At 42.3% G+C, this 24,408-nt stretch carries 23 protein-coding genes; 15 read left to right on the forward strand and 8 right to left on the reverse strand.

What is annotated here, in order from left to right; genetic code table 11:
* Window positions 1-176 precede the first annotated feature (176 nt).
* A complete protein-coding gene (locus KA713_08420) occupies window positions 177-950 on the forward strand; it encodes a hypothetical protein (GenBank protein UXE68579.1) in 774 nt (257 codons plus the stop codon).
* A gap of 2 nt (window positions 951-952) precedes the next feature.
* Here KA713_08420 and KA713_08425 read toward each other — a convergent pair whose 3' ends face one another.
* A complete protein-coding gene (locus KA713_08425) occupies window positions 953-1,369 on the reverse strand; it encodes a DoxX family protein (GenBank protein UXE68580.1) in 417 nt (138 codons plus the stop codon).
* Between the two features lie 93 nt (window positions 1,370-1,462).
* Here KA713_08425 and KA713_08430 point away from each other — a divergent pair, with 93 nt between their 5' ends.
* The 8 genes from KA713_08430 to lepB all read left to right on the forward strand — a co-directional run bounded on the left by KA713_08430 (window position 1,463) and on the right by lepB (window position 11,404).
* Window positions 1,463-2,545 carry an aromatic ring-hydroxylating dioxygenase subunit alpha gene (locus KA713_08430; GenBank protein ID UXE68581.1) on the forward strand — a complete coding sequence of 361 codons (1,083 nt, stop codon included), beginning with the start codon at window positions 1,463-1,465 and terminating at the stop codon, window positions 2,543-2,545.
* 449 nt (window positions 2,546-2,994) lie between these two features.
* On the forward strand, window positions 2,995-4,620 hold the full coding sequence (locus tag KA713_08435; protein ID UXE68582.1) for a CTP synthase: 1,626 nt from the start codon (window positions 2,995-2,997) through the stop codon (window positions 4,618-4,620).
* Window positions 4,621-4,711: 91 nt separating this feature from the next.
* Window positions 4,712-6,508, forward strand: a complete 1,797-nt coding sequence (gene yidC / locus KA713_08440; protein UXE68583.1) for a membrane protein insertase YidC — start codon at window positions 4,712-4,714, stop codon at window positions 6,506-6,508.
* Between the two features lie 288 nt (window positions 6,509-6,796).
* Complete coding sequence (locus tag KA713_08445) at window positions 6,797-7,570, forward strand: ParA family protein (protein UXE68584.1); 774 nt, start codon at window positions 6,797-6,799, stop codon at window positions 7,568-7,570.
* On the forward strand, window positions 7,567-8,475 hold the full coding sequence (locus tag KA713_08450; protein UXE68585.1) for a ParB/RepB/Spo0J family partition protein: 909 nt from the start codon (window positions 7,567-7,569) through the stop codon (window positions 8,473-8,475). The genes KA713_08445 and KA713_08450 overlap by 4 nt, the downstream gene beginning before the upstream one ends.
* Window positions 8,476-8,500: 25 nt before the next feature.
* Window positions 8,501-9,121 carry a hypothetical protein gene (locus KA713_08455; protein ID UXE68586.1) on the forward strand — a complete coding sequence of 207 codons (621 nt, stop codon included), beginning with the start codon at window positions 8,501-8,503 and terminating at the stop codon, window positions 9,119-9,121.
* Between the two features lie 27 nt (window positions 9,122-9,148).
* Window positions 9,149-9,868, forward strand: coding sequence for a 4-hydroxy-tetrahydrodipicolinate reductase (gene dapB / locus KA713_08460; GenBank protein ID UXE68587.1), 720 nt, complete (start codon window positions 9,149-9,151; stop codon window positions 9,866-9,868).
* A gap of 234 nt (window positions 9,869-10,102) precedes the next feature.
* Window positions 10,103-11,404: a signal peptidase I gene (lepB, locus tag KA713_08465; protein ID UXE69081.1), complete on the forward strand. Its 1,302-nt coding sequence runs from the start codon at window positions 10,103-10,105 to the stop codon at window positions 11,402-11,404.
* Between the two features lie 98 nt (window positions 11,405-11,502).
* Here the strand turns inward: lepB and KA713_08470 are convergent, their stop codons facing one another.
* Complete coding sequence (locus KA713_08470) at window positions 11,503-11,880, reverse strand: DUF2452 domain-containing protein (GenBank protein ID UXE69082.1); 378 nt, start codon at window positions 11,878-11,880, stop codon at window positions 11,503-11,505.
* 486 nt (window positions 11,881-12,366) lie between these two features.
* The gene (locus KA713_08475) at window positions 12,367-13,167 is read right to left on the reverse strand and encodes a M48 family metallopeptidase (protein UXE68588.1); all 801 of its coding nucleotides are present in this window, start codon (window positions 13,165-13,167) and stop codon (window positions 12,367-12,369) included.
* Between the two features lie 139 nt (window positions 13,168-13,306).
* Here KA713_08475 and KA713_08480 point away from each other — a divergent pair, with 139 nt between their 5' ends.
* From KA713_08480 to bcp, 3 genes are all read left to right on the forward strand, one after another.
* A complete protein-coding gene (locus tag KA713_08480) occupies window positions 13,307-13,921 on the forward strand; it encodes a fumarylacetoacetate hydrolase family protein (protein ID UXE68589.1) in 615 nt (204 codons plus the stop codon).
* Window positions 13,890-15,983 (forward strand): M23 family metallopeptidase, encoded by a 2,094-nt coding sequence (locus KA713_08485; protein ID UXE68590.1) that lies wholly within the window; start codon window positions 13,890-13,892, stop codon window positions 15,981-15,983. The genes KA713_08480 and KA713_08485 overlap by 32 nt, the downstream gene beginning before the upstream one ends.
* Before the next feature lie 142 nt (window positions 15,984-16,125).
* A complete protein-coding gene (gene bcp / locus KA713_08490; GenBank protein UXE68591.1) occupies window positions 16,126-16,698 on the forward strand; it encodes a thioredoxin-dependent thiol peroxidase in 573 nt (190 codons plus the stop codon).
* A gap of 76 nt (window positions 16,699-16,774) precedes the next feature.
* On the opposite strand, the gene KA713_08495 is transcribed toward bcp, so the two are convergent.
* The 4 genes from KA713_08495 to KA713_08510 form a co-directional block, all read right to left on the reverse strand.
* Window positions 16,775-17,140, reverse strand: a complete 366-nt coding sequence (locus tag KA713_08495) for a CoA-binding protein (GenBank protein ID UXE68592.1) — start codon at window positions 17,138-17,140, stop codon at window positions 16,775-16,777.
* Window positions 17,141-17,178: 38 nt separating this feature from the next.
* A complete protein-coding gene (locus tag KA713_08500) occupies window positions 17,179-18,762 on the reverse strand; it encodes an FAD-dependent monooxygenase (protein ID UXE68593.1) in 1,584 nt (527 codons plus the stop codon).
* A gap of 87 nt (window positions 18,763-18,849) precedes the next feature.
* On the reverse strand, window positions 18,850-19,128 hold the full coding sequence (locus tag KA713_08505) for a cation transporter (protein UXE68594.1): 279 nt from the start codon (window positions 19,126-19,128) through the stop codon (window positions 18,850-18,852).
* Window positions 19,115-20,062 carry a tryptophan 2,3-dioxygenase gene (locus KA713_08510; protein UXE68595.1) on the reverse strand — a complete coding sequence of 316 codons (948 nt, stop codon included), beginning with the start codon at window positions 20,060-20,062 and terminating at the stop codon, window positions 19,115-19,117. Before KA713_08510 ends, KA713_08505 begins: the two co-directional genes overlap by 14 nt.
* Before the next feature lie 90 nt (window positions 20,063-20,152).
* On the opposite strand from KA713_08510, the gene KA713_08515 reads away from it, so the two are divergent.
* The 3 genes from KA713_08515 to wecB are packed head-to-tail and all read left to right on the forward strand — an operon-like array spanning window position 20,153 to window position 23,318.
* Window positions 20,153-21,376 carry an acyl-CoA dehydrogenase family protein gene (locus tag KA713_08515; GenBank protein ID UXE68596.1) on the forward strand — a complete coding sequence of 408 codons (1,224 nt, stop codon included), beginning with the start codon at window positions 20,153-20,155 and terminating at the stop codon, window positions 21,374-21,376.
* Window positions 21,377-21,414: 38 nt separating this feature from the next.
* Window positions 21,415-22,227, forward strand: coding sequence for a Fic family protein (locus tag KA713_08520; protein UXE68597.1), 813 nt, complete (start codon window positions 21,415-21,417; stop codon window positions 22,225-22,227).
* Window positions 22,228-22,241: 14 nt separating this feature from the next.
* Window positions 22,242-23,318 carry a UDP-N-acetylglucosamine 2-epimerase (non-hydrolyzing) gene (gene wecB / locus KA713_08525; protein UXE68598.1) on the forward strand — a complete coding sequence of 359 codons (1,077 nt, stop codon included), beginning with the start codon at window positions 22,242-22,244 and terminating at the stop codon, window positions 23,316-23,318.
* Window positions 23,319-23,368: 50 nt separating this feature from the next.
* Here the strand turns inward: wecB and KA713_08530 are convergent, their stop codons facing one another.
* A complete protein-coding gene (locus tag KA713_08530) occupies window positions 23,369-24,370 on the reverse strand; it encodes a type IX secretion system membrane protein PorP/SprF (protein ID UXE68599.1) in 1,002 nt (333 codons plus the stop codon).
* Window positions 24,371-24,408 lie beyond the last annotated feature (38 nt).

Raw genomic sequence — 24,408 nt, forward strand, 5'->3', positions numbered from 1 at the left:
AATAAGACAATCGATATGCTGAAGGGTTTAAAAGAGATGTACGATAAATACAAGCCCTATGTGCGGGTGGATTTGGTGATGTATGGGGTTATGATTTTGTTGATCATCTTGTATTTTATTTATTCGGTGGTTTTTGAATGATTCCTGAGCTATTTTGCGGATTGAATTAAACTAGTATGAAGCAAATAATATACTTGATTTCTTTTGTTCTTATGGCGGTAGAAACGCTAGCTCAAACCGACTACGCTATCACCTCCAAAGGCGATACGCTAAAAGGGGAGGTGAAAATTTTGGCCTACGACCTAAATGATCAGGTGCAGCTACACGTCAACAAGAAAAAGAAGGTCTACACCAGCACGGAAATACTTACCGTATTTGACGAAGGTGTTTTATTTAAAACTGTCAAATTCGATGGTCGTTTCAAATACATGCAGCTTTTGAAGTCTGGCTTTTTAAGCTTGTATGGTTTTAGGATGCCCAACCAAACGGGTTATGACGGTCGTTATCTTTTGATGCGCGATGGTAGAGGCTTGGAGATGCCCAACCTTACTTTTAAGAAGAGCCTTTCAAAATTCTTGGAGGATTGCCCTACGGTAAGCGAACGTGTTAAAAATGGTGATTTGGGAAGGAAAGAGATTGACAAGATTATTGATGAGTTTAATAGTTGCCTTCAGTTTAAGACCGAAAAACGCAATACAGAGATACCGGCTTCAACTGTAATTTTAGATAATACTAAATCTGTAGATGAATTTATCAAACAAATAGAGGCTGCTCCCGATTTCGCAACTAAAAAGGATGCGATTGATTTGCTAAAAGACTTAAGTGGAAAGGTTTACCGCGATGAGATTCCGCCAAATTATTTGATTAAGGAATTGCGCGCATCCTTTAAAGATTTGCCAACCTTTGCAGAAGAACTTGAAAAGATTTTGGCCAAAACCAAAAAAAAGTAACTCTACTTTACATTTATAATTGATTTCAAGAACAAAGGCCACGTGTTCCGGCTCATCCAAAATGCAATGGCACAGCATAGCAACGTGATGATGGCGTAAGCGAACAATTGACCACCATCTCCATGCACACCATCTACCTTTACATCGATGCCGAGGATGGCGATGTGTGTCATAATCGCTCCACCCATAGAGCCCATTCCTAAAATAGCCCCAATCCATACAGTTGAAGGGATCAAAAGTAGGATAGAAGCGATCAACTCCATTACACCCGTACCAATTCTGCCCCACGGTTCAATGCCCACTTGGGTAAAAATATAAATGGATTCTTCCGCACCTGTAAATTTAAAGAACAGGGTTTGAAGCATGATGAAAGCAGCAATGATGCGGACGGCCCAATAAACAATGTTTTGTGTTTTCATGAGGGATTGATTTTGTTTGCTAGTACGGTCATGTTACTGATAAAGTTTGTCGGTAAAATGACGTTTGCTAACTTAACCCTAAATTACTGTTTTATGGCATCATTCAACATTCATCCTGAAATTGCCCAAGCAAAGACCATCACCACCGATTTTTACTTGGATCGGAATTACTTTAAAGAGTCCAAGGAAAAGATTTTTGCACATAGTTGGCATTTGGTTGGTGATGCAGATCAAGTAAAAGATAGTGGTTGGGTTACTCCGGTGAATTTGCTGGACGGTTTTCTCAATGAGCCACTTTTACTTTCGCGCGACAAGCAAGGCAAGCTGCATTGCCTTTCAAATGTTTGTACGCACCGAGGCAATTTGTTGGTAGAGAAGCCTTGCAAGTTAAATGACATCCGATGCAAATATCATGGGCGCAGGTTTCATCTCAATGGAGACTTTTTGTCGATGCCGGAGTTCAAGGAAGTAAAGGGTTTTCCTACAGAAGTAGATAATCTGACCAGCTTGCCAATTCATCAATGGGGAAAGTTATTGTTTTCTACTCTGAGCAATAAAATTCCAGCGGAAGCTTTTTTTGGTGACATGGCCAAGCGGGTAGGATGGATGCCGCTCAACGAATTCGTGTTCCATCCAGAACTTTCTAAAGATTATGTGATTGACGCGCATTGGGCATTGTATTGCGAAAATTACCTGGAGGGTTTTCATATTCCTTTTGTCCATGCAGGTTTAAACTCCATCATCGATTATGGAAACTACCATGTGGAGCTTTTTAAGTATTCGAATTTGCAATTGGGCGTGGCCAAAGGAGGCGAGCTGGTTTTTGATTTGCCTGCATCTTCTCCCGATTACGGAAAAAATATTGCCGGCTATTACTTTTGGGTATTTCCCAATATGATGTTCAATTTCTATCCGTGGGGTTTATCGGTCAACATCATCAAACCTATTTCTATTCACAAAACAAAAGTGTCGTTTCTTTCTTATGTGTGGGACGAAAGCAAACTGCGCCAAGGTGCGGGTGCCGACTTGCACAAAGTAGAACTAGAAGATGAAGACGTAGTCCAAAACGTGCAGAAAGGAGTGAGGTCTAGGTTTTATAAGTATGGAAGATATTCGGTTACCCGCGAAATGGGTACGCATCACTTTCATCGGTTGATATCGGAGTTTATGGGGTGATTGAGCTGTTTTAATATTATTGTCATGGTTAACCAACCCTGAACATCTCTGTGAGTGTAGAAAAACGAATATGGCTGGAACGGACTATTTGATATTATCGGGCAAAAAAGTCAAAGACTTGACTTCTGTAAATGCAAATCTCGGTTTAATGTATTTCTAGTGGCAGGTTATAACCTAGTGATAAGTTAAATGTATTATGACGTCATTTAAAAAGTAGGCAGTAGGCAGTCACCAGTAGGCAGTCACCGCCAGTCCTATAATGCACACCGTATCCTGCCCACTGCCGACTTTATAGCCCCGTACGCCAAAGTACAGTTAACATAACACTAGCATTACTTAAAACCATTTTCAAACACACCCTTTATTTTTCAAAAAACGAAATAATTACTGTAGCTATCCCACCTTTTTGCTAAATCCAGCTACCTTTACGGCCAAATTTTTAGGCTTACATGTCTGTTCACACTAAGTATATATTCGTTACCGGAGGGGTAACTTCTTCGCTGGGTAAGGGTATTATTTCCGCCTCACTCGGAAAGCTCTTACAGTCAAGGGGTTTCTCGGTCACCATTCAAAAGTTTGATCCGTACATTAACATCGACCCAGGAACGTTGAACCCCTACGAGCATGGCGAGTGCTATGTAACGGATGACGGTGGCGAGACGGATTTAGATTTAGGCCACTACGAGCGATTCTTGAACATCCGCACATCACGTGCTAACAATATTACCACAGGTCGGATTTATAATAATGTCATCACCAAAGAACGTCATGGTGAGTATTTGGGCAAAACCGTGCAAGTGGTGCCGCACATCACAGACGAAATCAAGCGTAATATTTTTCAATTGGGTGAAACAGGGCAATACGATTTTATCATCACTGAAATTGGTGGATCCGTTGGTGATATTGAATCCCTTCCATTTGTGGAGGCCGTTCGGCAGGTGCGGTGGGATTTAGGAGCTAACAGCGCATTGGTAATTCACCTTACACTTATCCCCTATCTAAAAGCTGCCAAGGAATTAAAGACTAAACCTACACAACACTCCGTAAAGGAACTACTCTCGTACGGTGTGCAACCCGACATATTGGTTTGCCGCACCGAACATCCATTATCGATGGAGATACGAAAAAAGTTGGCCCTGTTTTGCAACGTCAACCTCAATTCGGTCATTGAGGCGATGGACGCTGATACCATTTATGATGTGCCGCTGTTGATGAAGAAAGAGAAACTGGACGAGCGTGTACTGGCCAAGTTAAAAGTGACCACCAAGCACGAGCCCGAACTGGAACAATGGAAAACATTTTTAGGCAAACTAAAAAATCCACTTAATGAAGTGACCATTGGATTGGTGGGCAAGTACGTTTCATTGCCGGATGCCTACAAATCCATTGCGGAGGCATTTATCCACGCAGGTGCGCAAAACGACTGCAAGGTTTATCTGAAATGGATTTCTTCGGAAGATATCAATCAAGAAACGGTTCAAGAAATTTTAAGAGGATTGGATGCCGTGTTGGTTGCCCCTGGGTTTGGCGAACGAGGTTTAGAAGGGAAGATCCAAGCAATCAAATATGTGCGAGAAAACAAAATTCCTTTTTTAGGAATTTGCTTGGGCATGCAATGCTCGGTGGTGGAGTTTGCCCGCAATGTGTTGGGATTGGATGCCAGCTCTACGGAATTGAATCCAAAATCAAAACACCCAGTCATTGACATGATGGAGGAGCAAAAGAAAATTACCACCAAAGGAGGAACGATGCGTTTGGGAGCTTATGCTTGCAAAATCAAAAAAGGATCGAAGGCAAATCAAATCTATGGCGAGACGATGATTCATGAACGCCATCGCCATCGCTACGAATTCAACAATAAATATTTGGAGCAAATAGAAGAGGCTGGCTTAAAAGCAACGGGTGTAAACCCTGACTCGGGCTTGGTAGAAATTGTAGAACTGAAAGATCACCCGTGGTTTGTGGGTGTTCAGTTCCATCCAGAATTGAGAAGCACCGTTGTAAATCCGCACCCCTTGTTTGTGAAATTTGTGGAAGCAGCTATGGAGAATAAGGCCGTGGTAAGTGGTAAGTAGTTAATTCGGTGGTAGTTTTGTTATAAATTTTGACTTCAAAATTCTTTCGATCAAATCATAAATCTAAAATCACAAAATCTAAAATTTAAAAATGGATAGGAACTCGGCCATTGGGATGGTATTGATTGCAGCACTTTTAATGTTGTATTTTTATTTATCTCCCTCCCCCACCCCACAACCGCCCAAGGTGATGGATACTACTCAGGTAGTCCCCTCTCAAAAATCGGCAGAAGCCGAAGTTACCAAAGTTGACAGTGCGGTAGTTAAGTCATACGGAAATTTGGGGAGTTACTTGAATGGCACAGAAGAAACTCTGGCTATTGAGAATGCTGATCTGCGCCTTCACTTCTCCAGCCACGCCATTTTAAAAAATGTGGAGTTAAAGAATTTCAAAACGTATTCACAACAACCCTTGTACTTAATCAACAATGGTAACAATTCGTTTGCATTGCGCACTCAATACGAAGGCCAGCCCGTAAATTTATATCAGCTTTTCTACCAAGTTGATCAAACGAAAAAAGCGGATACCACCGTTGTCACTTTTACCGCGCAACTGGGTGGCGATACCTTTTTAAAGCACATTTATTCCATCCCCGCCAAGGGTTTTGAAATTGGCTATAAACTACAAACCAAAGGCGTAACATTCGGAGGCAACAACCTTTCGCTACAATGGCAAGACCCCATTGCGCTGCAAGAAAAAGATCTTAAAGACAGCCGAACTAAAACGACCATCAACTATTATTTTGTTGATGAAAAGCACGACTACCTAAGTGAAACGGCCGACCAAGCAGAGCAAGTATTAGCTGAGCCTGTGAAGTGGGTTACCATTAAGCAAAAATTTTTCATCAGTGGCATCATTGCACAAAACTCTTTCTCAGGTGGAGAATTAAAGCAACAAACCAATGAGGCCAACACCCAGGTGGTTAAAAATGCCAGTGTTGAATTGTTTGTGCCCACGGCCGATGTTCAAAACAACAAAGCCAATTTCACCTATTACTTTGGCCCCAACGACTACAAAATCATTTCGGAAGTAACACCCGGCTTTTCTAAAAATCTTTCATTGGGCTGGCCTCCGATGTTGTGGGTAAACAAGTTTATGGTTATCCCAGCTTTTAAGTTTCTAGAGAGCTTCATCGGTAACTACGGTCTCATCATTGTTTTGTTGGTGTTGATGGTGAAGTTGTTGTTGTTGCCACTCTCCTACAGCTCGTATTTGGGCATGGCCAAAATGCGTTTGCTAAAGCCAGAAACAGATGCCATTAAAGAAAAAAATGGCGATAACATGGCGCAGGCACAACAAGATACCATGAAGCTCTATAAGCAAGTAGGTGTGAACCCGTTCAGTGGTTGTATTCCATTGCTGGTTCAAATGCCATTTTTGTTTGCACTGTTTTACTTCTTCCCTATCTCCATAGAATTGAGACAAAAAGCATTTTTGTGGGCAGAAGATTTATCTACTTATGATTCAATTTTGAATTTGCCATTTGAGATTCCATTCTATGGAGCGCACGTAAGTTTATTTGTATTGTTGATGACGGCCTCTACCATCATCTATACTTGGCAGAATAATCAAATGACGGCTGTGACGGGTCCGATGAAAACAATGGGTTACATTATGCCCGTTGTTTTTCTTTTCGTATTGAATTCATTTGCAGCGGGGTTGAGCTTCTATTACTTCGTATCCAACTTGGTAACTTTCAGTCAACAGGCCATCATCAAGCGATTTGTGGATGAGGATAAGATCAAGGCGATCATGGAGGAAAATCGCAAAAAAGCGGCCACTAGCGGTGGCACCGGTTCGAAATCTAAATTTATGGCGAAGTTGGAAGAAGCCATGAAAGCAAGTGAAGAAGCCAAAAAAGCTGCGCAGGCTAAGAAGAAAAAATAATTTGAAGATTTGAAAATGAGCTAATTTAAAACGATTAGTGAGGTAAGCATTTCTAAATCTTCAAATTGTCGCATTTTCAAATTGTTCAATTCTTGTTGACAGTACGTGGATAAGTAATGTTCCACGAACGTTCCACGATTGCCCCCGCCCCCTATATTTGCTAACTCAATTTGAAGATTTGAAATTAGTCAATTTGAAAACGCCATGCCTTTAACTGTCAACATCGCATTTTTAAACTGCCGAATTAACGAATTTTCAAATTAGCGAATTTTCAAATTGATTGAATTTATGGGCAAAATCATTGCGATTGCAAATCAAAAAGGTGGTGTGGGCAAAACCACTACGGCCATTAACCTAGCGGCCAGCTTGGCTGTATTGGAATACAAAACGCTGTTGGTCGATGCCGATCCGCAAGCTAATTCCACATCGGGCTTGGGTTTAAATCCGAAGGAAATAAAAAAGAGCATTTATGAATGCATGGTAGACGGACTCGCTCCAGCCGATGCCATCGTAAAAAATGATTTAAAATTTCTCGATATACTGCCCTCTCACATTGACTTAGTAGGTGCCGAAGTAGAGATGGTAAACATTGAGCACCGCGAAGAAAAAATGCGTAACAGTTTAACGAAAATCAAAAACGATTACGACTTCATTATTATTGACTGCTCTCCTTCGTTGGGCTTGATTACCATCAACTCGCTCACGGCTGCTGATTCAGTTTTGATACCCGTTCAGTGCGAATACTTTGCCTTGGAAGGTTTGGGAAAATTGTTGAATACTATTAAAATCATTCAAACCCGGTTGAATCCAAAATTGGAGATAGAAGGAATTCTATTGACACTCTATGATTCCCGTACCTCACTCGGCAACCAAGTGGTAGAAGAAGTGCGAACGCATTTTAAAAATATTGCCTTCAACACTATTATTCCACGAAATGTAAAATTGAGCGAATCGCCAAGTTTTGGATTGCCTGCGATTGTACACGATGCCGAAAGCAAAGGTGCCATCAGTTACCTGAACTTAGCACATGAAATATTGAGCAAAAACGGAATATCGAAATGAGCAAGAAAGTAGCATTAGGTAGAGGATTAAGTGCGCTCTTGAGCGATACGCCCACAGAAGAAAAACTAGAAGTGGAAGTGGCGAGCCACAATGCCCTTAACGAAAGTGCGAATGGCACGAGCGGGATCAACGAAATTTCCGTAGAGGAAATTGAAACCAATCCGTTTCAGCCGCGTCAATATTTTGATGAAGAGGCACTCAACGAATTGGCCGAGTCCATTAAAGTGCATGGTATCATACAGCCCATTACCGTACGCAGGCTGGCCCGGCATCAGTATCAATTAATCTCGGGCGAACGTAGGTTTCAAGCCTCCAAGCGAGCCGGCTTAAAGGCCATGCCTGCTTATGTGCGCACAGCAGACGACCAGCAGATGCTGGAAATGGCCTTGATCGAAAACATTCAGCGCGAGAATCTCAACCCGGTGGAAATTGCGCTGAGCTACCAGCGGTTAATTTCGGAATGCAATCTCAAGCAAGAAGAATTGGGCGAGCGTGTAGGTAAAAACCGATCTACTGTTACGAACTACCTGCGCTTATTAAAACTTCCTCCCGATATTCAAATAGCCTTACGGGATAACAAAATAAGCATGGGCCATGCGCGGGCCATCATCAATGTAGACAATGCCGACTCCCAACTTTACATCTTTAAGAAAACGCTGCAAGAAGATCTATCGGTGCGCAAAGTAGAAGAATTGGCGCGCGAGCTGATGACCAACCATAAGGAACTATCTAAAAACAACGAGCCTGCACCAGCCAATAAAGAAGTTCATCAATTACAAACCCGTCTGTCATCGCACTTTGGCACGAAAGTTTCTGTAAAGAGCGATGGTAAAAAAGGCGATATTCGCATTCCGTTCTTATCGATTGAAGATTTGAACCGGATTTTAGAAATACTGAGACTGTAACGTGATCGATTTAAGTAAAACTTCTTTGCAAACAATTTGGCACAAGAGAACACTCTTCTTTTGTGCTTTTGTTTTATGCGCCACTTCGCTGTGGGCGCAAGAAACCCCTACCGACTCAACCAATCAAGTTAAAACAGACACCATTCAAGTGCTGCCGTCTGATTCCATTATTCGCAGGGGCAAAAAAATATCCGTGCAAGCCTATACTGCACGCTTTAATCCGCGAAAAGCATTGTTGTACTCAGCTATTTTGCCAGGCGCTGGGCAGGTGTACAATCGAAAATATTGGAAGGTACCATTGGTATATGGTGGAGTTATTGGATTAGGATTGGTTGTTGATTTTTACAGTCAAACAGGGAACAAATACAGAAATGAGTTATTCACTTTACTGAATACAGGCGCTAGCCCATCAGGCAGAGACGAGACTACCCTTCGGAACATTGTCGATCAGGCCAGGCGGCAGCGAGATTACTTCATGATATTTACCGGATTCTTTTACATCCTTCAACTGATCGATGCCCATGTGGATGCTCACCTGAAAGAGTTTGATGTGAACCCTCGGCTGAAAGCCAGTATTGAGCCCGCGATGCAAAACAGTTACCTGACAGGGTCAACCGTGGGCATGTCAATCGTGCTCAAATTTTGATTAACAAAAAGTATAAAACTTCTGGGTATGAATATTTTATTGATTGGCTATGGCAAAATGGGCAAAGCGATTGAAGCAATTGCCCTGCAGCGCGGCCATCACATTATTGGCAAAGTAGATAACCAAGAAGAGCTGTTCCAATTCAATCAACTGGCGGATGTAGCCATTGAGTTTACGCAACCCGAGTCAGCAATCCAAAATTTAAAATTCTGCTTCGAAAAAAAAATACCCGTGGTATGTGGCACAACGGGCTGGTTGCAGCATGCAAAAGAAATAGAAAACGAATGCCTTCAAAAAGAAGGTGCTTTGTTGTATTCCTCCAACTTTAGTTTGGGCGTCAATCTGTTTTTTAAATTGAATGAGCAATTAGCCAAGTTGATGAAGCCGTATTCGGAGTATAAGGCTTCCATTGACGAAACACACCACACGCAAAAAAAAGATGCTCCCAGTGGGACAGCCATTACCCTGGCAGAAGGTATTATCAAAAATATACCGCTCAAAAAAAAATGGGAGCTAAACAAACCCGAAATCGTAACCCATTCACCTGATTCGATCGTTATCAATTCATTCCGGGTTGACCCGGCACCCGGCACACATACGGTAAAATATCAATCGGTGGTGGATGATATTGAAATCACCCATACGGCCCACTCCCGTCAAGGCTTTGCATGGGGTGCTGTAGTGGTGGCCGAGTGGATGAAAGGAAAAAAAGGGGTTTTTAAAATGGATGATTTTTTGGGGTTCTGACTTAAGATATTTTTAGCTTTCTTTGCACACGAAATTTTATAACATTACTTATTCATGGATGAATTAAATGATTTTTTCATTGTTATTGCTTTGTTGCCTCTTCTTGCACCTCTTTATCTTGGTTTATGGAAGTTATTCGAAAAAGCAGGTGAAAATGGCTGGAAAGCCTTAATTCCTTTTTACAATTTTTCAGTGATGCTCAAAATCACAGGCCGGCCTTCTTGGTGGCTTTTTATGCTCTTTATACCAGTCGTTAACGTTTTTTATGGGATTGGAGTGCAAGTCGATCTGCTTAGATCCTTTGGTAAAGAGAAATTTTATCAAATCGCTGCATCAATACTGGTTCCATTTATTTACTTCCCATTAATCGGCCTCGATAAGAAGGTCAAATATCTTGGAAAAACATCTGAACTTCCAGTTGGCAAAAAATCTGTTGCCAGAGAATGGGCAGATGCTATTGTATTTGCTGTAGTGGCTGCCACCCTTATCCGCTGGTTGATCATGGAGGCCTACACCATCCCTACACCTTCTATGGAAAATTCATTATTGGTGGGCGACTTCCTTTTTGTGAGCAAGTTTCACTATGGCACACGCACACCTCGCACCCCACTTCAAATTCCGCTCACGCATCAAAAAATTTGGTTCACCGAAATACCCTCCTACTTAAAATGGGTTCAGCTACCTTCTTACCGTTTGCCGGGAATTACTAAAGTAAAGAATGGCGATGTAGTGGTGTTCAATGTTCCACGCATTGATGAAAATAATTATGGCAATTATGATAAGTCAAGTTGGGTTGACTATCCAGTTGATTTAAAAACAAATTACATTAAACGATGTGTTGGCATTGGTGGCGATGTGTTGGAAATCAAAAACAAAGAAGTTTTTATTAATGGAAAAGCAGTAGAGGCCGCACCAGAACAAAGGTTCGAATATCGAGTAGTAGCAAAGGATAAAATCAATCCTCGCAATATTGAAAATATGGGGTTGGATGGAGACGATTTTCGTGAGTTAGGATTTCAGGATGCGAGTAATCCTGGCTACTATTACTACCACATGTACTTGCCATCACACAAAGTGGCGGAAATAAAATCATTGCCTTACATTGTTTCAATTGAAGTAGAATCGCAAGGTGCGGAGACAGAACGCTTTCCTTTTTCAAAATACACTTCTTCATGGACAGGTTTCAATTACGGGCCGCTCACCATCCCCAAAGAGGGCATGAAAATTCAAATCAACGATTCAACACTTTCCATTTACGGAACCACCATCCGCGATTATGAAGATTTGAAAGATGTAAAATTGGATAGCAACAAATTAGTCATTGCAGGCAAAGAGGTGACGGAGTACACTTTCCGTCAAGATTATTATTGGATGATGGGTGACAACCGCGATAACTCACTTGACTCCCGTTATTGGGGATTTGTGCCAGGCGACCACATTGTTGGCAAAGGATTCTTCATCTGGCTATCGCTTGATAAGTACGGAACTTTCTTTGATAAAATCAGATGGAAGAGGTTCTTTAAGTTGATTGAGTAAGTTCAAAGTTGAAAGTTTAAAGTTGAAATTGTAAACAACAAATAGCTTTGAACTTTTCACTTTATACTTTCAACTTTATACTTCATACTTTAATCACGCTATACCTCCTTCCACGTATGGTCTGCCAATAACTTAACCGCGGCTATAAAAGTTTTGAACGGAATCTTTTTGCCCCATTCCTTTGGCCCGACCATCGAAAGCAAGTGACTGCCATCTTCATTTTCGTAGAGGTAGTAAACCTGATTGATCACAGGATTCAGCGTCAGCTTGGCATTATAAATCAACATCGATAACTCTTTGCGCTGTTGAATTTCTTTTGCTTGAATGGCGAGCAATTCTATCTGCTGACGGATTTGCACTAACTGCATATTCGTTTGCTCCTCCATGGCGGTAAGCGCGTGATGGCGAATCATGCCCGCTTCGTTTGGCTTGATGACGGCACCTGACACAGACGATGAATACGGAAGCACGCTCATCTGCTTGTGATAAATCTCTGTATTAATCAAAGTTGACCCATCCGATTGCTTCCGCTCCTGCGTTACTTTTAAATACCCTTTGGGCGTTATGTCGTGCTTGACAATCAGCGCCTCTATTCCCTCTTTAAAAAAATGGGTTTCAAAATTGCCGCTGTCAACAAAAAAGCATTTAATGGTATCGGCAATGTCGGGCGTTTCAAAAGGTTGCAGCTCGCCATTGGGAAAAACTTGATAGCTCGAACTGTAACCTTGGTCTTCTATCGAGACCCAGTTCATGGAAATATAAAGTTGATTCGAGTTATCGCCTAACTCTATTTTATAAAAACCAGACTTCGGTCTGTTACCAAATTCATACGTTCCTTTTTCAGGAAAGAGTTGCCAAGAGGCAAGAAAGTTATAGGCTTCTACCATTCACTAGGACTTAGGCATTAGGGATTAGAACTTGAGACATTACCCAACTATAAACTCCCTATTGCCTAGTTTTGTTTAATTCGGTTTATAATATTGCATCGCTTCAGGCATCCAACCATTTAGCTGACTAATGCGGGTTTCATCCGATGGGTGAGTGGACATAAATTCTGGCGGTTTTTGGCCATTGGCTCCGGCCGTCATGCGCTCCCAAAACTTAGGGGCTTGTTGCGGGTCATAACCAGCAATGGCCATAAAAATCAAACCAATATGGTCAGCTTCCGACTCGTGTTGACGAGAGAAGCTGAGCATTCCTAAATTAGAGCCCATGCCCATAGCTTGCAACAAGAGCTCTTTAGTAGCAGTAGGATTTTGGCCCATGGCAGCACCCAAAGTACTCAAGCCAAATTGTTGAATCAATCCTTGGCTCATGCGCTCACGCCCGTGATTGGCAATGGCATGAGCAACTTCGTGACCCATTACCACTGCAATGCCCGTCTCGTCTTTGCATATTGGTAAAATAGCGGTATAAAAAGCTACCTTTCCTCCCGGCATACACCAAGCGTTCACGGTCTTATCATCTTGTATCAAATTAAATTCCCACGCAAAGCCCGCCAGTTGGTCAGTTGCGCCTTTGCTGGCCATATATTGTTCCACCGCTTTTTGAATTCGGGTCCCCACTCGTTTAATCATCGCTACTTGCTCTTGATTAGTGGAGAGTGGCCCTTGTTTGATCACTTCCGAATATTGCCCCGCGGCCATTGAGTTAATCTCAGAACTGTTTACCAAACTCAACTGCCTGCGGCCTGTAACGGGCACATTGGCACATGAATACACAATCAACAATAGAGCAACAATAGATATACTTCTATTAATCATGGCTAATTTGATTTACTCACCCAAAGATATAACCGTTGACAATAAAAAAAATGAAAAATCAAACCAAATATGCCATTCAGGCTTTTAATTGTAGTTAACTTTGCCCAACCAATAAACAGCATCTAGAATCTTGCATCCTATGAGAATTTTTGCAATCGGAAGAAACTACGTAGAACACATTCAAGAGCTGAACAACGAGCGGCCAGATGAGCCCGTTATTTTCACCAAGCCAGACACGGCCGTTCTACGAAATAATGCTCCGTTTTATTATCCATCCTTCTCAAAAGATGTACACCACGAAGTCGAGTTGGTGTTGCGTATTTGTAAAGAAGGCAAAAATATTGAAGAGAAATTTGCTAACAAATATTACGATGCCGTTGGTGTAGGCATCGATTTTACTGCCCGCGATTTGCAAACCAAGCTGAAAGAAAAAAGTTTGCCGTGGGACATTGCCAAAGGTTTCAATGGCTCGGCCCCCATCTCCGACAAATTTATCCCTGTATCTGAATTCAAAGACATCAAAAACATCAACTTCAAATTAGAAGTAGACGGAAAACAAAAACAGTTGGGCAATACTAGCCTGCTGTTGTTTTCGTTTAATTACATCATAAGTTACCTGTCGAAATTTTTTACACTGCGCACGGGCGATTTAATTTTTACAGGCACGCCAAAAGGCGTTGGTCCTGTTACTGTTGGCAATAAACTTACTGCATACATTGAAGATGAGAAGCTGTTGGAATTTGAAGTTAAGTAACATCGTTTTGTTATTTGGGTGCTTCCCTGCCACTACACAACCCACCGCACACGGGTCGGGCTATACGCTACAAGTCCGTCATCGCGCAAAGCCATCGCACTTCGGGCTTTTCGCTTCTATCCCTTGCCCTTCGTTATCTATTCAAGTGAGCTCCGCACTCATAACATTGTTCATTTTATTTCTTTCAATACAATCATTTGCTCAATTCAAACTGAGTGACGAATTAAAGCATTCAAAATCAACTGAAGTAACAGGCACCTACCAGTTTCCGGTAAACCCAGGCCAGCCTAATTTTTTGGCAGGCACCATGGGCGAACTGCGCAACACACACTTCCACGCAGGCATTGATGTGCGCACCAATAACATGGTGGGCATGCCTATTTTGGCCACTCAAAGCGGGTATGTCTCACGAATCATTGTAGGCACAGGTGGCTATGGCCATGCGATGATGATAACACATCCTGATGGAAATACTTCGCTCTACGGCCACCTCGACCAGTTTAAAGGGCCAATCGCAAAGCATATTTTAGAAGAACATTACAGCCGAAAATCATTCGATTTGGACTTGAGTTTTACTCCTACTCAATACCCCATCACCAAAGGCGATACCATTGGACTTTCGGGAAACACAGGAGGCTCATCGGGACCGCATCTGCATTTTGAAATCCGAAACTCCAACAACGAGGCCCTTAATCCACTTGCATTTGGTTTCACAGAAATAGAAGACAAAATTGCGCCCCTTGCTTTTCGGATCGCCTTAAAAACAATGGACGTAAATGCACGCGTCAATGATAAATTCGGGCGATTTGAATTTGGGTTAGTTCGTAGTGGCAATACCGCGCGCTTGGCCGCTCCTATTTTTGCCCACGGAAAAATTGGGATTGAAATATTGGCGCACGACAAACTCGATCGCTCGCAGTTCCGCACTGGTATTTCAAAAATAGAAGTGTATGTGGATAGTGTTCTCACATTTCAACAGCAAATTGATAAAATAGATTTCAATACCAGCCGCGATATTGTAACGCTGATGGATTATAAATCACTGAAAACAAAAGGTGTTCATTTCAACAAACTTTACATCGAAGATGGCAACCCCTTGCAATTCTATCCCAGTAAAAATCCAGGCTTTGTGCAAGTGAATGAAGGGACAAAAAAAATAAAAATTGTTTTGCGGGATTTTGCAGGCAATGAAAGCACGGCTAATTTCTCGCTCAAATACGATCCACACACCAATGAAGTGCCGTTCTTGGAAAACTTACTCAAGCCCCTTGAATATGAAGTAGCGGAAAATACATTGGTGATTCATTCCAAACCGTGCGGAGCAAAAGAAAAACCAATTCTATTATTTGAGAAAGGAAAAAAGGTAGAAGTCAACACAAGCTATCGAAGCATTAATCACCTGGTGTACCTCATTGATTTAAAAAAATCGTTGCCCGATTCGATTGTCAATTGCCAAGGTTCAATTGTACTCAACTACAAAGATGTGGTGCCTTCAAAAACCGATTACACCCATTACAGCAACCACATCGATATTCAATTTCCAAATGGTGCATTGTACGATACACTTTATTTAAGCTTATACGAGGCTCAGAAAAACAACCGAACAATTTACTCAATTGGAAATCTGTTGACACCCATTCACGGAAGTGTAACCATTACGTTGAAAGAAACAGGCATTGACGGCAACAAAAAAATTGCGGCCTATCACCTGGAAGCCAATCGCTACGAATATGTTGGAGGAGCTTGGAGCAACGACCGCATTACCTTTAACACAACCGAATTGGGTGATTTTGTTTTGTTAACTGATAGTGTGGCTCCAACTATCACCAGAATTTCATGCACCACACTTTCTGCCCGTTTTCGCATTCGCGATAATCTTTCAGGGATTGAGAAATATGAAGCAAACATTAATGGCGAATGGCTGTTAATGAAATATGATTATAAGACTGGAATTCTGCAATCTGAACGATTGGATAAACAGAAATTCTTGAAAGGGGATTTTGAACTGAAAGTGACGGACAGAGCAGGAAATGAGCGGGTTTACAGGCAGAGGATTTTATAGTGGTTGGTGGATGGTAAGTGGTGAGTGGTGGTTGGTAAGTGGTAATCAGTATTCGGTACTAATGCCTAAGTCCTAACACTCAAGCACCTAATGCCCAATGACAATTGACAAATAAAAAATTCAAACCTAAAACCATAAACGTATGTCTCTACCAATCGGCACCCAAGCCCCCAACTTCACAACCAAAGACCAAGACGGAAAAACCATTAGCCTTTCAGATTTTAAAGGCAAAAAAGTAGTTCTGTATTTTTATCCAAAAGATATGACGCCCGGTTGCACTGCAGAGGCTTGCAGCTTGCGCGACAATTATAAAGCACTCCAAAAAGCTGGCTATGAAGTGTTGGGCATTAGCTCGGACGATGAGAAGATGCACAAAAAATTTATCGCCAAAGAAAAACTTCCATTCCGACTATTGGCCGATACTGATAAATCTGTTCATCACCTTTTCGGCACATGGATTGAGAAATCGATGTACGGAAGAAAGTATATGGGCACTGCACGCGTCACTTACATCATTGACGAAAGTGGAAAAATTGCCGAAGTAATTGAAAAGGTAGATACTAAAAATCACGCACAACAGATCTTAGGTGGGGGGTCTCCCACACCTACCAAATCTGCGAAGCCTGCCAAGAAAGTAACACCTAAGAAGGCGGTAAAGAAAGTAGCAAAGAAGGCAGGAAAGAAAGTTGCAAAGAAGGCTGGGAAGAGAAAATAATCAAATAGTGGATGCTGGATTCTGGATACTAGATTCTGGTACAACCAGCAACTAGTATCCAGCAACCTGTATCAATTCAATACTGCCTTGAACGCAGCATCACCAACGTGCAGGCTTCAATGGCTTCGGCACCGGATTGCTCTACCATTTTTTCGAATTCATCATTCTCCGTACCCGGATTGAAAATAATGCGTTTTGGCTTTAAGCTCAAAATGTATTGGTAATGCTCAGGTTGATGTTGTGAGCCAATGTATAGCGTTACCGTATCAACATCTTCTACCTTGGGTCTTGTGTTGATATCCAGTATTGAATTTCCAAACACATCTCCTTTCTTTATCCCAATCGGTACAATCTCGTGGCTGTATTCAGTAAGCATTTCTGCTGCGAGATAAGCATAGCGGTCTTTGTTGGTGGTAGCTCCAATAATTACTGTTTTCTTCATTGTCTGATAATCAATAAATCTAAATCAAAACTCGCTATTCACAAATCACCCTTACCAAAATAAATCCTCGCCACCGCCTCCGCACATCGCTCACCATCCATTGCAGCCGAAACAATCCCACCTGCATAACCCGCTCCTTCCGCACAAGGAAACAATCTTTTTATTTGCGGATGTTCTAGCGAGTCTTTGTCTCTTGGAATGCGAACAGGAGATGAGGTGCGGCTCTCCACTCCTACTATTTGGGCTTCATTGGAGAGATAGCCTTTAATCTTTGTTCCAAAATTTTTGAAGCCTTGTCGCAAGCCATCCAAAATAAATGATGGTAGTACCTCCTCCATACCTACCGATAACAAGCCCGGCTGATAAGAAGTTTCCAGCAAAGAAGAGGATGTCTTCTTGCTTACAAAATCGGCAAGTAACTGAGCGGGCGCAGTTTGCTTTCCCCCTGCCACTTCGCAGGCACGCTGTTCAATAGATGCTTGGAAATACATTCCCGCCAAGGGGCCGTATTTTTCAAATGACTTGTAGTCGCCTTCTTCAACCGACATGACAATGCCTGAGTTGGCGTACTTCGAATCTCTTCGTGATGGACTCATGCCATTCGTCACCACCTCACCTGAACTCGTTGCAGCCGGAACGATAAAACCACCCGGACACATACAAAACGAAAACACACCTCGCTCCTTTCCATTACTCTTTGCTTGATGCACCAATGCGTAGGAAGATGCAGGCAAATAATTTCCTCTATCAGTAGCACAGTGATATTGCGAACGGTCGATTAGATTTTGCGAATGCTCGACACGAACACCCAGGGCAAATGGTTTGGCTTCAATCAGTATTTTCCGCTTGGAAAGCAATTCAAAGATATCTCTGGCTGAATGGCCGGTGGCTAAAATCACACTGACCGCTTCGTGCGTTGCACCATCTTGGGTGATAACGCCTTTGATTTCGTTTTCCTTCAAAATAAAATCGGTGACTTTGGTATTGAAATGAATTTCGCCACCAGCATTCAAAATAGATTTTCGCAATTCGGCTACAAGTAATGGTAATTTATTGGTGCCAATGTGTGGATGTGCATCAAACAAAATTTCTTCTTTTGCTCCGTGCGCCACCAGTATTTCCATAATGCGCTTGATGTCGCCACGCTTTTTAGAGCGCGTGTAAAGCTTACCATCCGAATATGTTCCTGCTCCACCTTCCCCAAAACAATAGTTCGATTCCGGATTGACGATATGTTCTTTGTTGATGGCAGCAATGTCGCGCCTGCGTGCTTGCACGTCTTTGCCACGCTCAAATAAAATGGGTTTGATTCCCAACTCCATCAGCCGAATGGCAGCAAATAAACCAGCCGGGCCCGCACCCACAATGATGACAGCCTGTGATTTGGATACATCTGGATAGTTTTTGTTGTACGATATCAGGGATTGGTTGGAATCTTTCGAAACCAACTCCACTTGAAGTTTAACAATCACTTTTCTTCCGCGCGCGTCAATGGATCTACGCAATGGACGAACAAATAATTCGGGTTGGTGGATGTTTAACTTTTTGAAAACGGTAACTTCAAATGCGGTATCATCAAATGCCTCTTCGGGCGAAAGGTCAATTTCGTATATCTTGTTCAAAATGAAAGGGATTTAGCCTTTAAATTTTAATGAATGCAAATATAAGCGAAAGGAGCATCCACTCAACACGTCTGGCTTTCGCATGGTTCATTTTCCATTTCTATTTCCAAGCGTGATGTGTTGAATGCCTCTGTGCTGGAGTTCATGCTTTAACCCGCAGATAATTTTCTTTTGTTGTTCGTGGTCAATATTCTTTTCTAAAACCACATGAGCAGTAAGGGTATTTTCTGTTGTGCAGATAGCCCAGATAAGGATGTGATAAAAATCTCTTATACCCATCACTTGCAAAGCTGTTTTGCCCACATCATCAAAATCGATGGAATGAGGAACACCATCCAGTGAAAGCCGAACGCTATCGCGAAGCAACCTCCACCGCTACCTTCCCCCACTCTTCTTTTTCTTGCTCGGTCCACAATTCAGGAAAGAAGATAATTTTTTGAAAACGTGGAGGTAAATATTTCTGCCAGTTGGTGCCGCCCGTAGCTTTTATATCTTCGGGATTTCGCTGCAAATAATGGCCAGCCGACTTCAAATGTGCCAATGGCCAAAGTACGTTTGCCAACTGATCAAACTCGCGTAAACATTTTTTTAAATCTGCCGATTGGGGAAATTTATTCGTAAACAACTTCCAAAGATTCTTGTCGCGATACTTCATGCCTGTTTCTTTGAAGAGCTTTAAATATTTCTCTTCAAATTGTTGAAGTGTCAGCGTTTTTTTACCGGATGCCAATTCTGTTGCTCCGCTTCTCCAATAAAGTTTTTCAATTTGCTGATCGATATCGCTGTATTCTTTCAAAGCTTCTCGATCTTGCGCACTCACTAAGTTGATGGTATCCGTTGAACAGATTTCAATCAATCGGTATTGAGCAGACTGAAATCCGGAGGCGGGTAACAACGACATCCTGAATTTCAAAAACTGCTCTCGTTCCATTCCATTTACCATCACGCCAAACGAATTCTCTAACTGTTGGAAATAGGTAATCACACGATTCATCCGCTCCACAAAAAACTTTTCGGTCAATGATTCATGGTAGGCAATCTGCTCAATCTCCCACAAAATCAAGTTAAAGTACAGTTCCGTAATCTGATGATAGACGATAAAAATCTTTTCGTCCGGGAGTTGAGTTTTGGGATTCTGCAAACTTAACAAGGTATCGAGGTGAATGTAATCCCAATAAGTGAGGTAATCGGCATACAAAAGACCATCCAGATAAGAGGAAAGGTCTTGCCCCATAACCGCATACTTTTGTTGAAGTTTTTTTACTTGCTCAACTAAGTTAGAATCGAGTGAATTTTCCATTTTTTTAATCATTGAAAGCTGAAAGTTGAACCCTTAACTTTGAAGTTTTGTGTGTAAATTTGGGGCTTTCAAACGCAATAACAAAAAGCCATGAATAGCCACACCTCCTCCGCTTCTGCAACTGCCAAAAAATCTTTAAAGCAAGATCGGTACGATCAACCCGATTTCTATGCCATCGATGATTTGCTGACCGAAGAACACAAGCTCATCCGCAGCTCGGTTCGCGATTTCGTGAAGCGCGAAATCAGCCCATATATAGAAGATTGGGCGCAAAACGCGCACTTTCCTTATGAAATGGTGAAAAAGTTTGGAGAGATTGGTGCGTTTGGTCCTACCCTTCCCACAGAATATGGCTGCGGTGGATTGGATTATATTTCCTATGGCATCATCATGCAAGAGATTGAGCGTGGAGATTCAGGCATGCGCTCAACTGCATCTGTACAGGGTTCGCTAGTAATGTACCCGATTTATAAATTTGGCAGCGAGGCCCAGCGTAAAAAATATTTGCCCAAATTAGCAAGCGGTGAGTGGCTAGGTTGTTTTGGGTTGACGGAACCAGATCACGGCTCAAACCCCAGCGGCATGGTCACCAACTTCAAAGATATGGGTGATCATTATTTGTTGAATGGTGCGAAGATGTGGATCTCGAATTCACCCAAGGCCGATGTAGCCGTGGTATGGGCAAAAAATGAAGCGGGAAGAATCCATGGATTAATTGTTGAACGTGGTATGCCAGGGTTCTCCACACCTGAAACGCATGGCAAATGGAGTTTGCGCGCCAGCACTACTGGCGAGCTGGTGTTTCAAGATGTGAAGGTGCCAAAAGAAAATTTATTGCCTGGAAAAAATGGTTTAGGAGCACCGATGATGTGTTTAGATTCTGCGCGGTACGGTATTGCCTGGGGCGCGATTGGTGCAGCCATGGATTGCTACGACTCTGCAAAAAGATATGCGATTGAACGCATTCAATTTGGTAAACCAATTGGTTCCTTTCAGTTGATACAAAAAAAATTAGCGGAGATGCTGACTGAAATCACCAAAGCACAATTATTGAATTGGCGATTGGGTACGTTGATGAACGAAGGTAAGGCAACCACTCCACAAATTTCATTGGCCAAACGTAATAGTGTGCATACTGCATTAGAGATTGCTCGAGAAGCACGCCAAATTCACGGAGGCATGGGCATTACGGGAGAATACCCCATCATGCGCCACATGATGAATTTGGAAAGTGTAGTTACTTATGAAGGAACACATGACATTCATTTGTTGATTTTAGGAAATCACATTACTGGGATTCCGGCTTTTGCTTAAATGAAATAAGAATTTTGGATTTACAATAGCAGAAGGAGGTGAAAACAATTTGGAAAGATATTGATGCTATTACCAAACGGTACAAAGAGACTGCTGGCATTGCCATTAACGCAGAGCAATTCAATTTATATTCGATCACTCACCACTCAACAAAAATTGAAGGCTCTACCTTAACCCAAGAAGAAACAAACACACTTCTTGAAAAAGGAATATCTATTGGTGGAAAACCTATCGAACACCAAAATATGGTGCTTGACCATTATGCCGCGCTTGTCTTCATATTGGAAGAAGCAAAAAAAAAGAGGCCTATCACAGTTTCATTTATTCAGGAGATTGCCGCCAAGGTGATGCGCAGGACAGGTAAGGAAGTAACCTCTGTACTGGGGACTACCGATGAAAAAAAAGGGGACTTCCGCAAAGTGACCGTTACTGCTGGAGGGCATTATTTCGTAGATGCGAGCAAAGTACTCAGCATGACTAAATCACTTGTTAAGGCAATTGATAATGAGATTAAGAAAGTGAAAGGCACAGAGAAAATATTGACTCTGTCTTTCTTAGCGCATTTCGATTTAGTTAGCATCCATCCATTCACAGATGGCAATGGACGTACTTCAAGATTGTTAATGAACTACATACAAGCTTACCACAATCTTCCATTAACTCTTGTCAATGCAGCGGACAAGTCAGCATACATCAAAGCTTTGAATGAATCTAGGAAGACAGAAAACAAAAATGCCATCGTAACATTTATGGCGAAACAGCATTTAAAGGAATTGAAATCGAGGATGGCTGCATATGATGGTTCAAAAGACGTCAAGACAAAAAGCAAGGGTTACTCACTGATATTTTAACTCCCGAAAACACAATGAAGATTGTAACTGTCCTTGGCGCTCGCCCTCAGTTTGTTAAAGCGGCTACCGTTTCACGCGAATTAAAAAAGCAAGGAATTGAAGAAATCATTGTGCATACTGGCCAGCACTTTGATGCCAACATGAGCCAAGTTTTTTTTGATGAGATGGATATCCCGCATCCACATTACAACTTAGAAGTAAGCGGACTTCAACATGGCGCCATGACCGGCAGAATGTTGGAAAAAGTAGAAGAAGTTCTTTTGAAGGAACATCCAAACTATGTGTTAGTGTATGGCGACACCAACTCTACGTTAGCGGGGGCTTTGGCGGCCGCTAAACTGCATATTCCGGTGGCACACATCGAGGCGGGCCTTCGCAGTTTTGAAATGAAAATGCCGGAGGAAATCAATCGCATTCTCACCGACCGCATCAGCGATACCCTCTTCTGCCCAACCCAAACAGCTGTGGACAATCTTCATCAAGAAGGTTTTCAGAAATTTCATTGCCAAATCAAAAAAGTGGGCGATGTGATGTTGGATGCCGTGATGTTTTATAGGGAAAAATCAAAATCAGTCTCAAAAATATTGGCTACCGAAAACCTAGGAAACACAAAGTTTGTGTTGGCCACCCTTCACCGGGCAGAGAATACAAATGACCCGAATCGGCTAAAATCCATCTGCGAAGCTCTGAACGAAATCAATAAAAACGTTACGGTCGTTTTACCCCTTCACCCACGGACCAAAAATTACTTGCAGGCCAATAACATACCACTTCAAGCTCACCTCATCGACCCCGTTGGTTACTTTGATATGCTTCAACTGCTCCACCATTGTGAACTGGTACTGACCGACAGTGGTGGCTTACAAAAAGAGGCTTACTTCTTCAGTAAATATTGCATTACCCTGCGCGACCAAACCGAGTGGGTGGAGCTTGTGCAAGAAGAGGCCAACAGCATTGCAGGGGCTGACCGCAATACCATTCTCAGGGATTACGAATTGGCCAAACACAAGAAGGTGTCGTTCAACCCATCGCTTTACGGAAGTGGTGATGCTTCCAAAAAAATTGCAGAGGCACTGCGATTCCATTCGTAGATAATCCAACAAAAACCGTGGACCATCCAACGCAACAAAAACAATTTTCACTACCAAAAATCAGAAGGATTATGTGTTTTTGGCCTATTTTTTAAACGCAAGCCAACTACGATTTCATGTGTGCCTCTGCTGTAGCTTTGAATGGCTGAATTGGTAATATCGTAAGAATAGCTAACGTCTATGTTACCATTCAAAGTAAAGCCTGCCATCAAAATAACCGCATCATCTTTTCGATACGATGCAGCGCCCCATAGTAAGTCTTTAAATTTTATTTTGCTGTTGATGTCAAAGGAAGTGGGCACTGGGTTTACCATGCGAACGAGAACAGATGGCACCCAATACCATTCATTTGAAAGCCGTACGTTCACGCCTGCTGTAAAAAAATAATGGCGCTGCAAGGCATCGCCACCCTCTGCATTGTTAAAAACATCTAGACTGTTTCCCATCACTTGATGGATAGAGGCTCCGAGGTAAAATTTATTGCTGTACATCCACAATCCCAGTGATGCATCCGGCACTATTTCGCTTTGGCCAGCTTGGAGCGGGTCGTTGGGGTCAAAAAATTGCAGCCTGCTTCCATCCACCCTAAATTGCTTTAAACCCACGTAAGCCCCGAGCGATGCTCTCAGCGAATTGGCCAGTGCAATGTTGTACGCATAAGCCCCATACAACGCGCTGCGCGAAATAGGCCCTGTGGCATCGTGGTAGATGTAGCCACCTAGGCTGTGGTACCCATGCGGATTAAACTGCTTCACATATTTTTTGCTCTTGTGCTTGGTAATATCTGATGAATTGACGCGGTTGAGCGCACCCTGAATGGTAAAATAACCTGTCTTCGGGGCGCCTTCAAAGCCAGCCCATTGGCTTCGTAAACCCACTTTGATTTCAGTATTTTCGCCCGTGCCGGCCACTCCTGGGTTGAGGGTAAAATAGTTGACCATGTACTGACTGTATTGTGCTTCTTGTTGGGCTTGCAGATTAGCTGGGCAGTAAAATCCGAACGCTACCAAGGTGACAACTGAAAATTTTAAAATCGGATAAAGTAATTTCATGAGTGACGAATAGCAGTGAAAGGACTGTTAGAGTAAAT

Origin of the sequence: Chryseotalea sp. WA131a (genome assembly GCA_025370075.1) — a bacterium.
Classification (GTDB): domain Bacteria; phylum Bacteroidota; class Bacteroidia; order Cytophagales; family Cyclobacteriaceae; genus ELB16-189.

Excerpts from the sequence above, each read along its gene's own strand:
- KA713_08495 (UXE68592.1), bottom strand. The coding sequence starts at position 17,140 with ATGAAGAAAACAGTAATTATTGGAGCTACCACCAACAAAGACCGCTAT.
- wecB (UXE68598.1), top strand. The coding sequence starts at position 22,242 with ATGAAGATTGTAACTGTCCTTGGCGCTCGCCCTCAGTTTGTTAAAGCG.
- yidC (UXE68583.1), top strand. The coding sequence starts at position 4,712 with ATGGATAGGAACTCGGCCATTGGGATGGTATTGATTGCAGCACTTTTA.
- KA713_08515 (UXE68596.1), top strand. The coding sequence starts at position 20,153 with ATGAATAGCCACACCTCCTCCGCTTCTGCAACTGCCAAAAAATCTTTA.
- KA713_08425 (UXE68580.1), bottom strand. The coding sequence starts at position 1,369 with ATGAAAACACAAAACATTGTTTATTGGGCCGTCCGCATCATTGCTGCT.
- KA713_08435 (UXE68582.1), top strand. The coding sequence starts at position 2,995 with ATGTCTGTTCACACTAAGTATATATTCGTTACCGGAGGGGTAACTTCT.
- KA713_08420 (UXE68579.1), top strand. The coding sequence starts at position 177 with ATGAAGCAAATAATATACTTGATTTCTTTTGTTCTTATGGCGGTAGAA.
- KA713_08485 (UXE68590.1), top strand. The coding sequence starts at position 13,890 with ATGAGAAGCTGTTGGAATTTGAAGTTAAGTAACATCGTTTTGTTATTT.
- KA713_08475 (UXE68588.1), bottom strand. The coding sequence starts at position 13,167 with ATGATTAATAGAAGTATATCTATTGTTGCTCTATTGTTGATTGTGTAT.
- lepB (UXE69081.1), top strand. The coding sequence starts at position 10,103 with ATGCTCTTTATACCAGTCGTTAACGTTTTTTATGGGATTGGAGTGCAA.
- KA713_08530 (UXE68599.1), bottom strand. The coding sequence starts at position 24,370 with ATGAAATTACTTTATCCGATTTTAAAATTTTCAGTTGTCACCTTGGTA.
- dapB (UXE68587.1), top strand. The coding sequence starts at position 9,149 with ATGAATATTTTATTGATTGGCTATGGCAAAATGGGCAAAGCGATTGAA.
- bcp (UXE68591.1), top strand. The coding sequence starts at position 16,126 with ATGTCTCTACCAATCGGCACCCAAGCCCCCAACTTCACAACCAAAGAC.
- KA713_08430 (UXE68581.1), top strand. The coding sequence starts at position 1,463 with ATGGCATCATTCAACATTCATCCTGAAATTGCCCAAGCAAAGACCATC.
- KA713_08470 (UXE69082.1), bottom strand. The coding sequence starts at position 11,880 with ATGAGCGTGCTTCCGTATTCATCGTCTGTGTCAGGTGCCGTCATCAAG.
- KA713_08450 (UXE68585.1), top strand. The coding sequence starts at position 7,567 with ATGAGCAAGAAAGTAGCATTAGGTAGAGGATTAAGTGCGCTCTTGAGC.
- KA713_08480 (UXE68589.1), top strand. The coding sequence starts at position 13,307 with ATGAGAATTTTTGCAATCGGAAGAAACTACGTAGAACACATTCAAGAG.
- KA713_08445 (UXE68584.1), top strand. The coding sequence starts at position 6,797 with ATGGGCAAAATCATTGCGATTGCAAATCAAAAAGGTGGTGTGGGCAAA.
- KA713_08510 (UXE68595.1), bottom strand. The coding sequence starts at position 20,062 with ATGGAAAATTCACTCGATTCTAACTTAGTTGAGCAAGTAAAAAAACTT.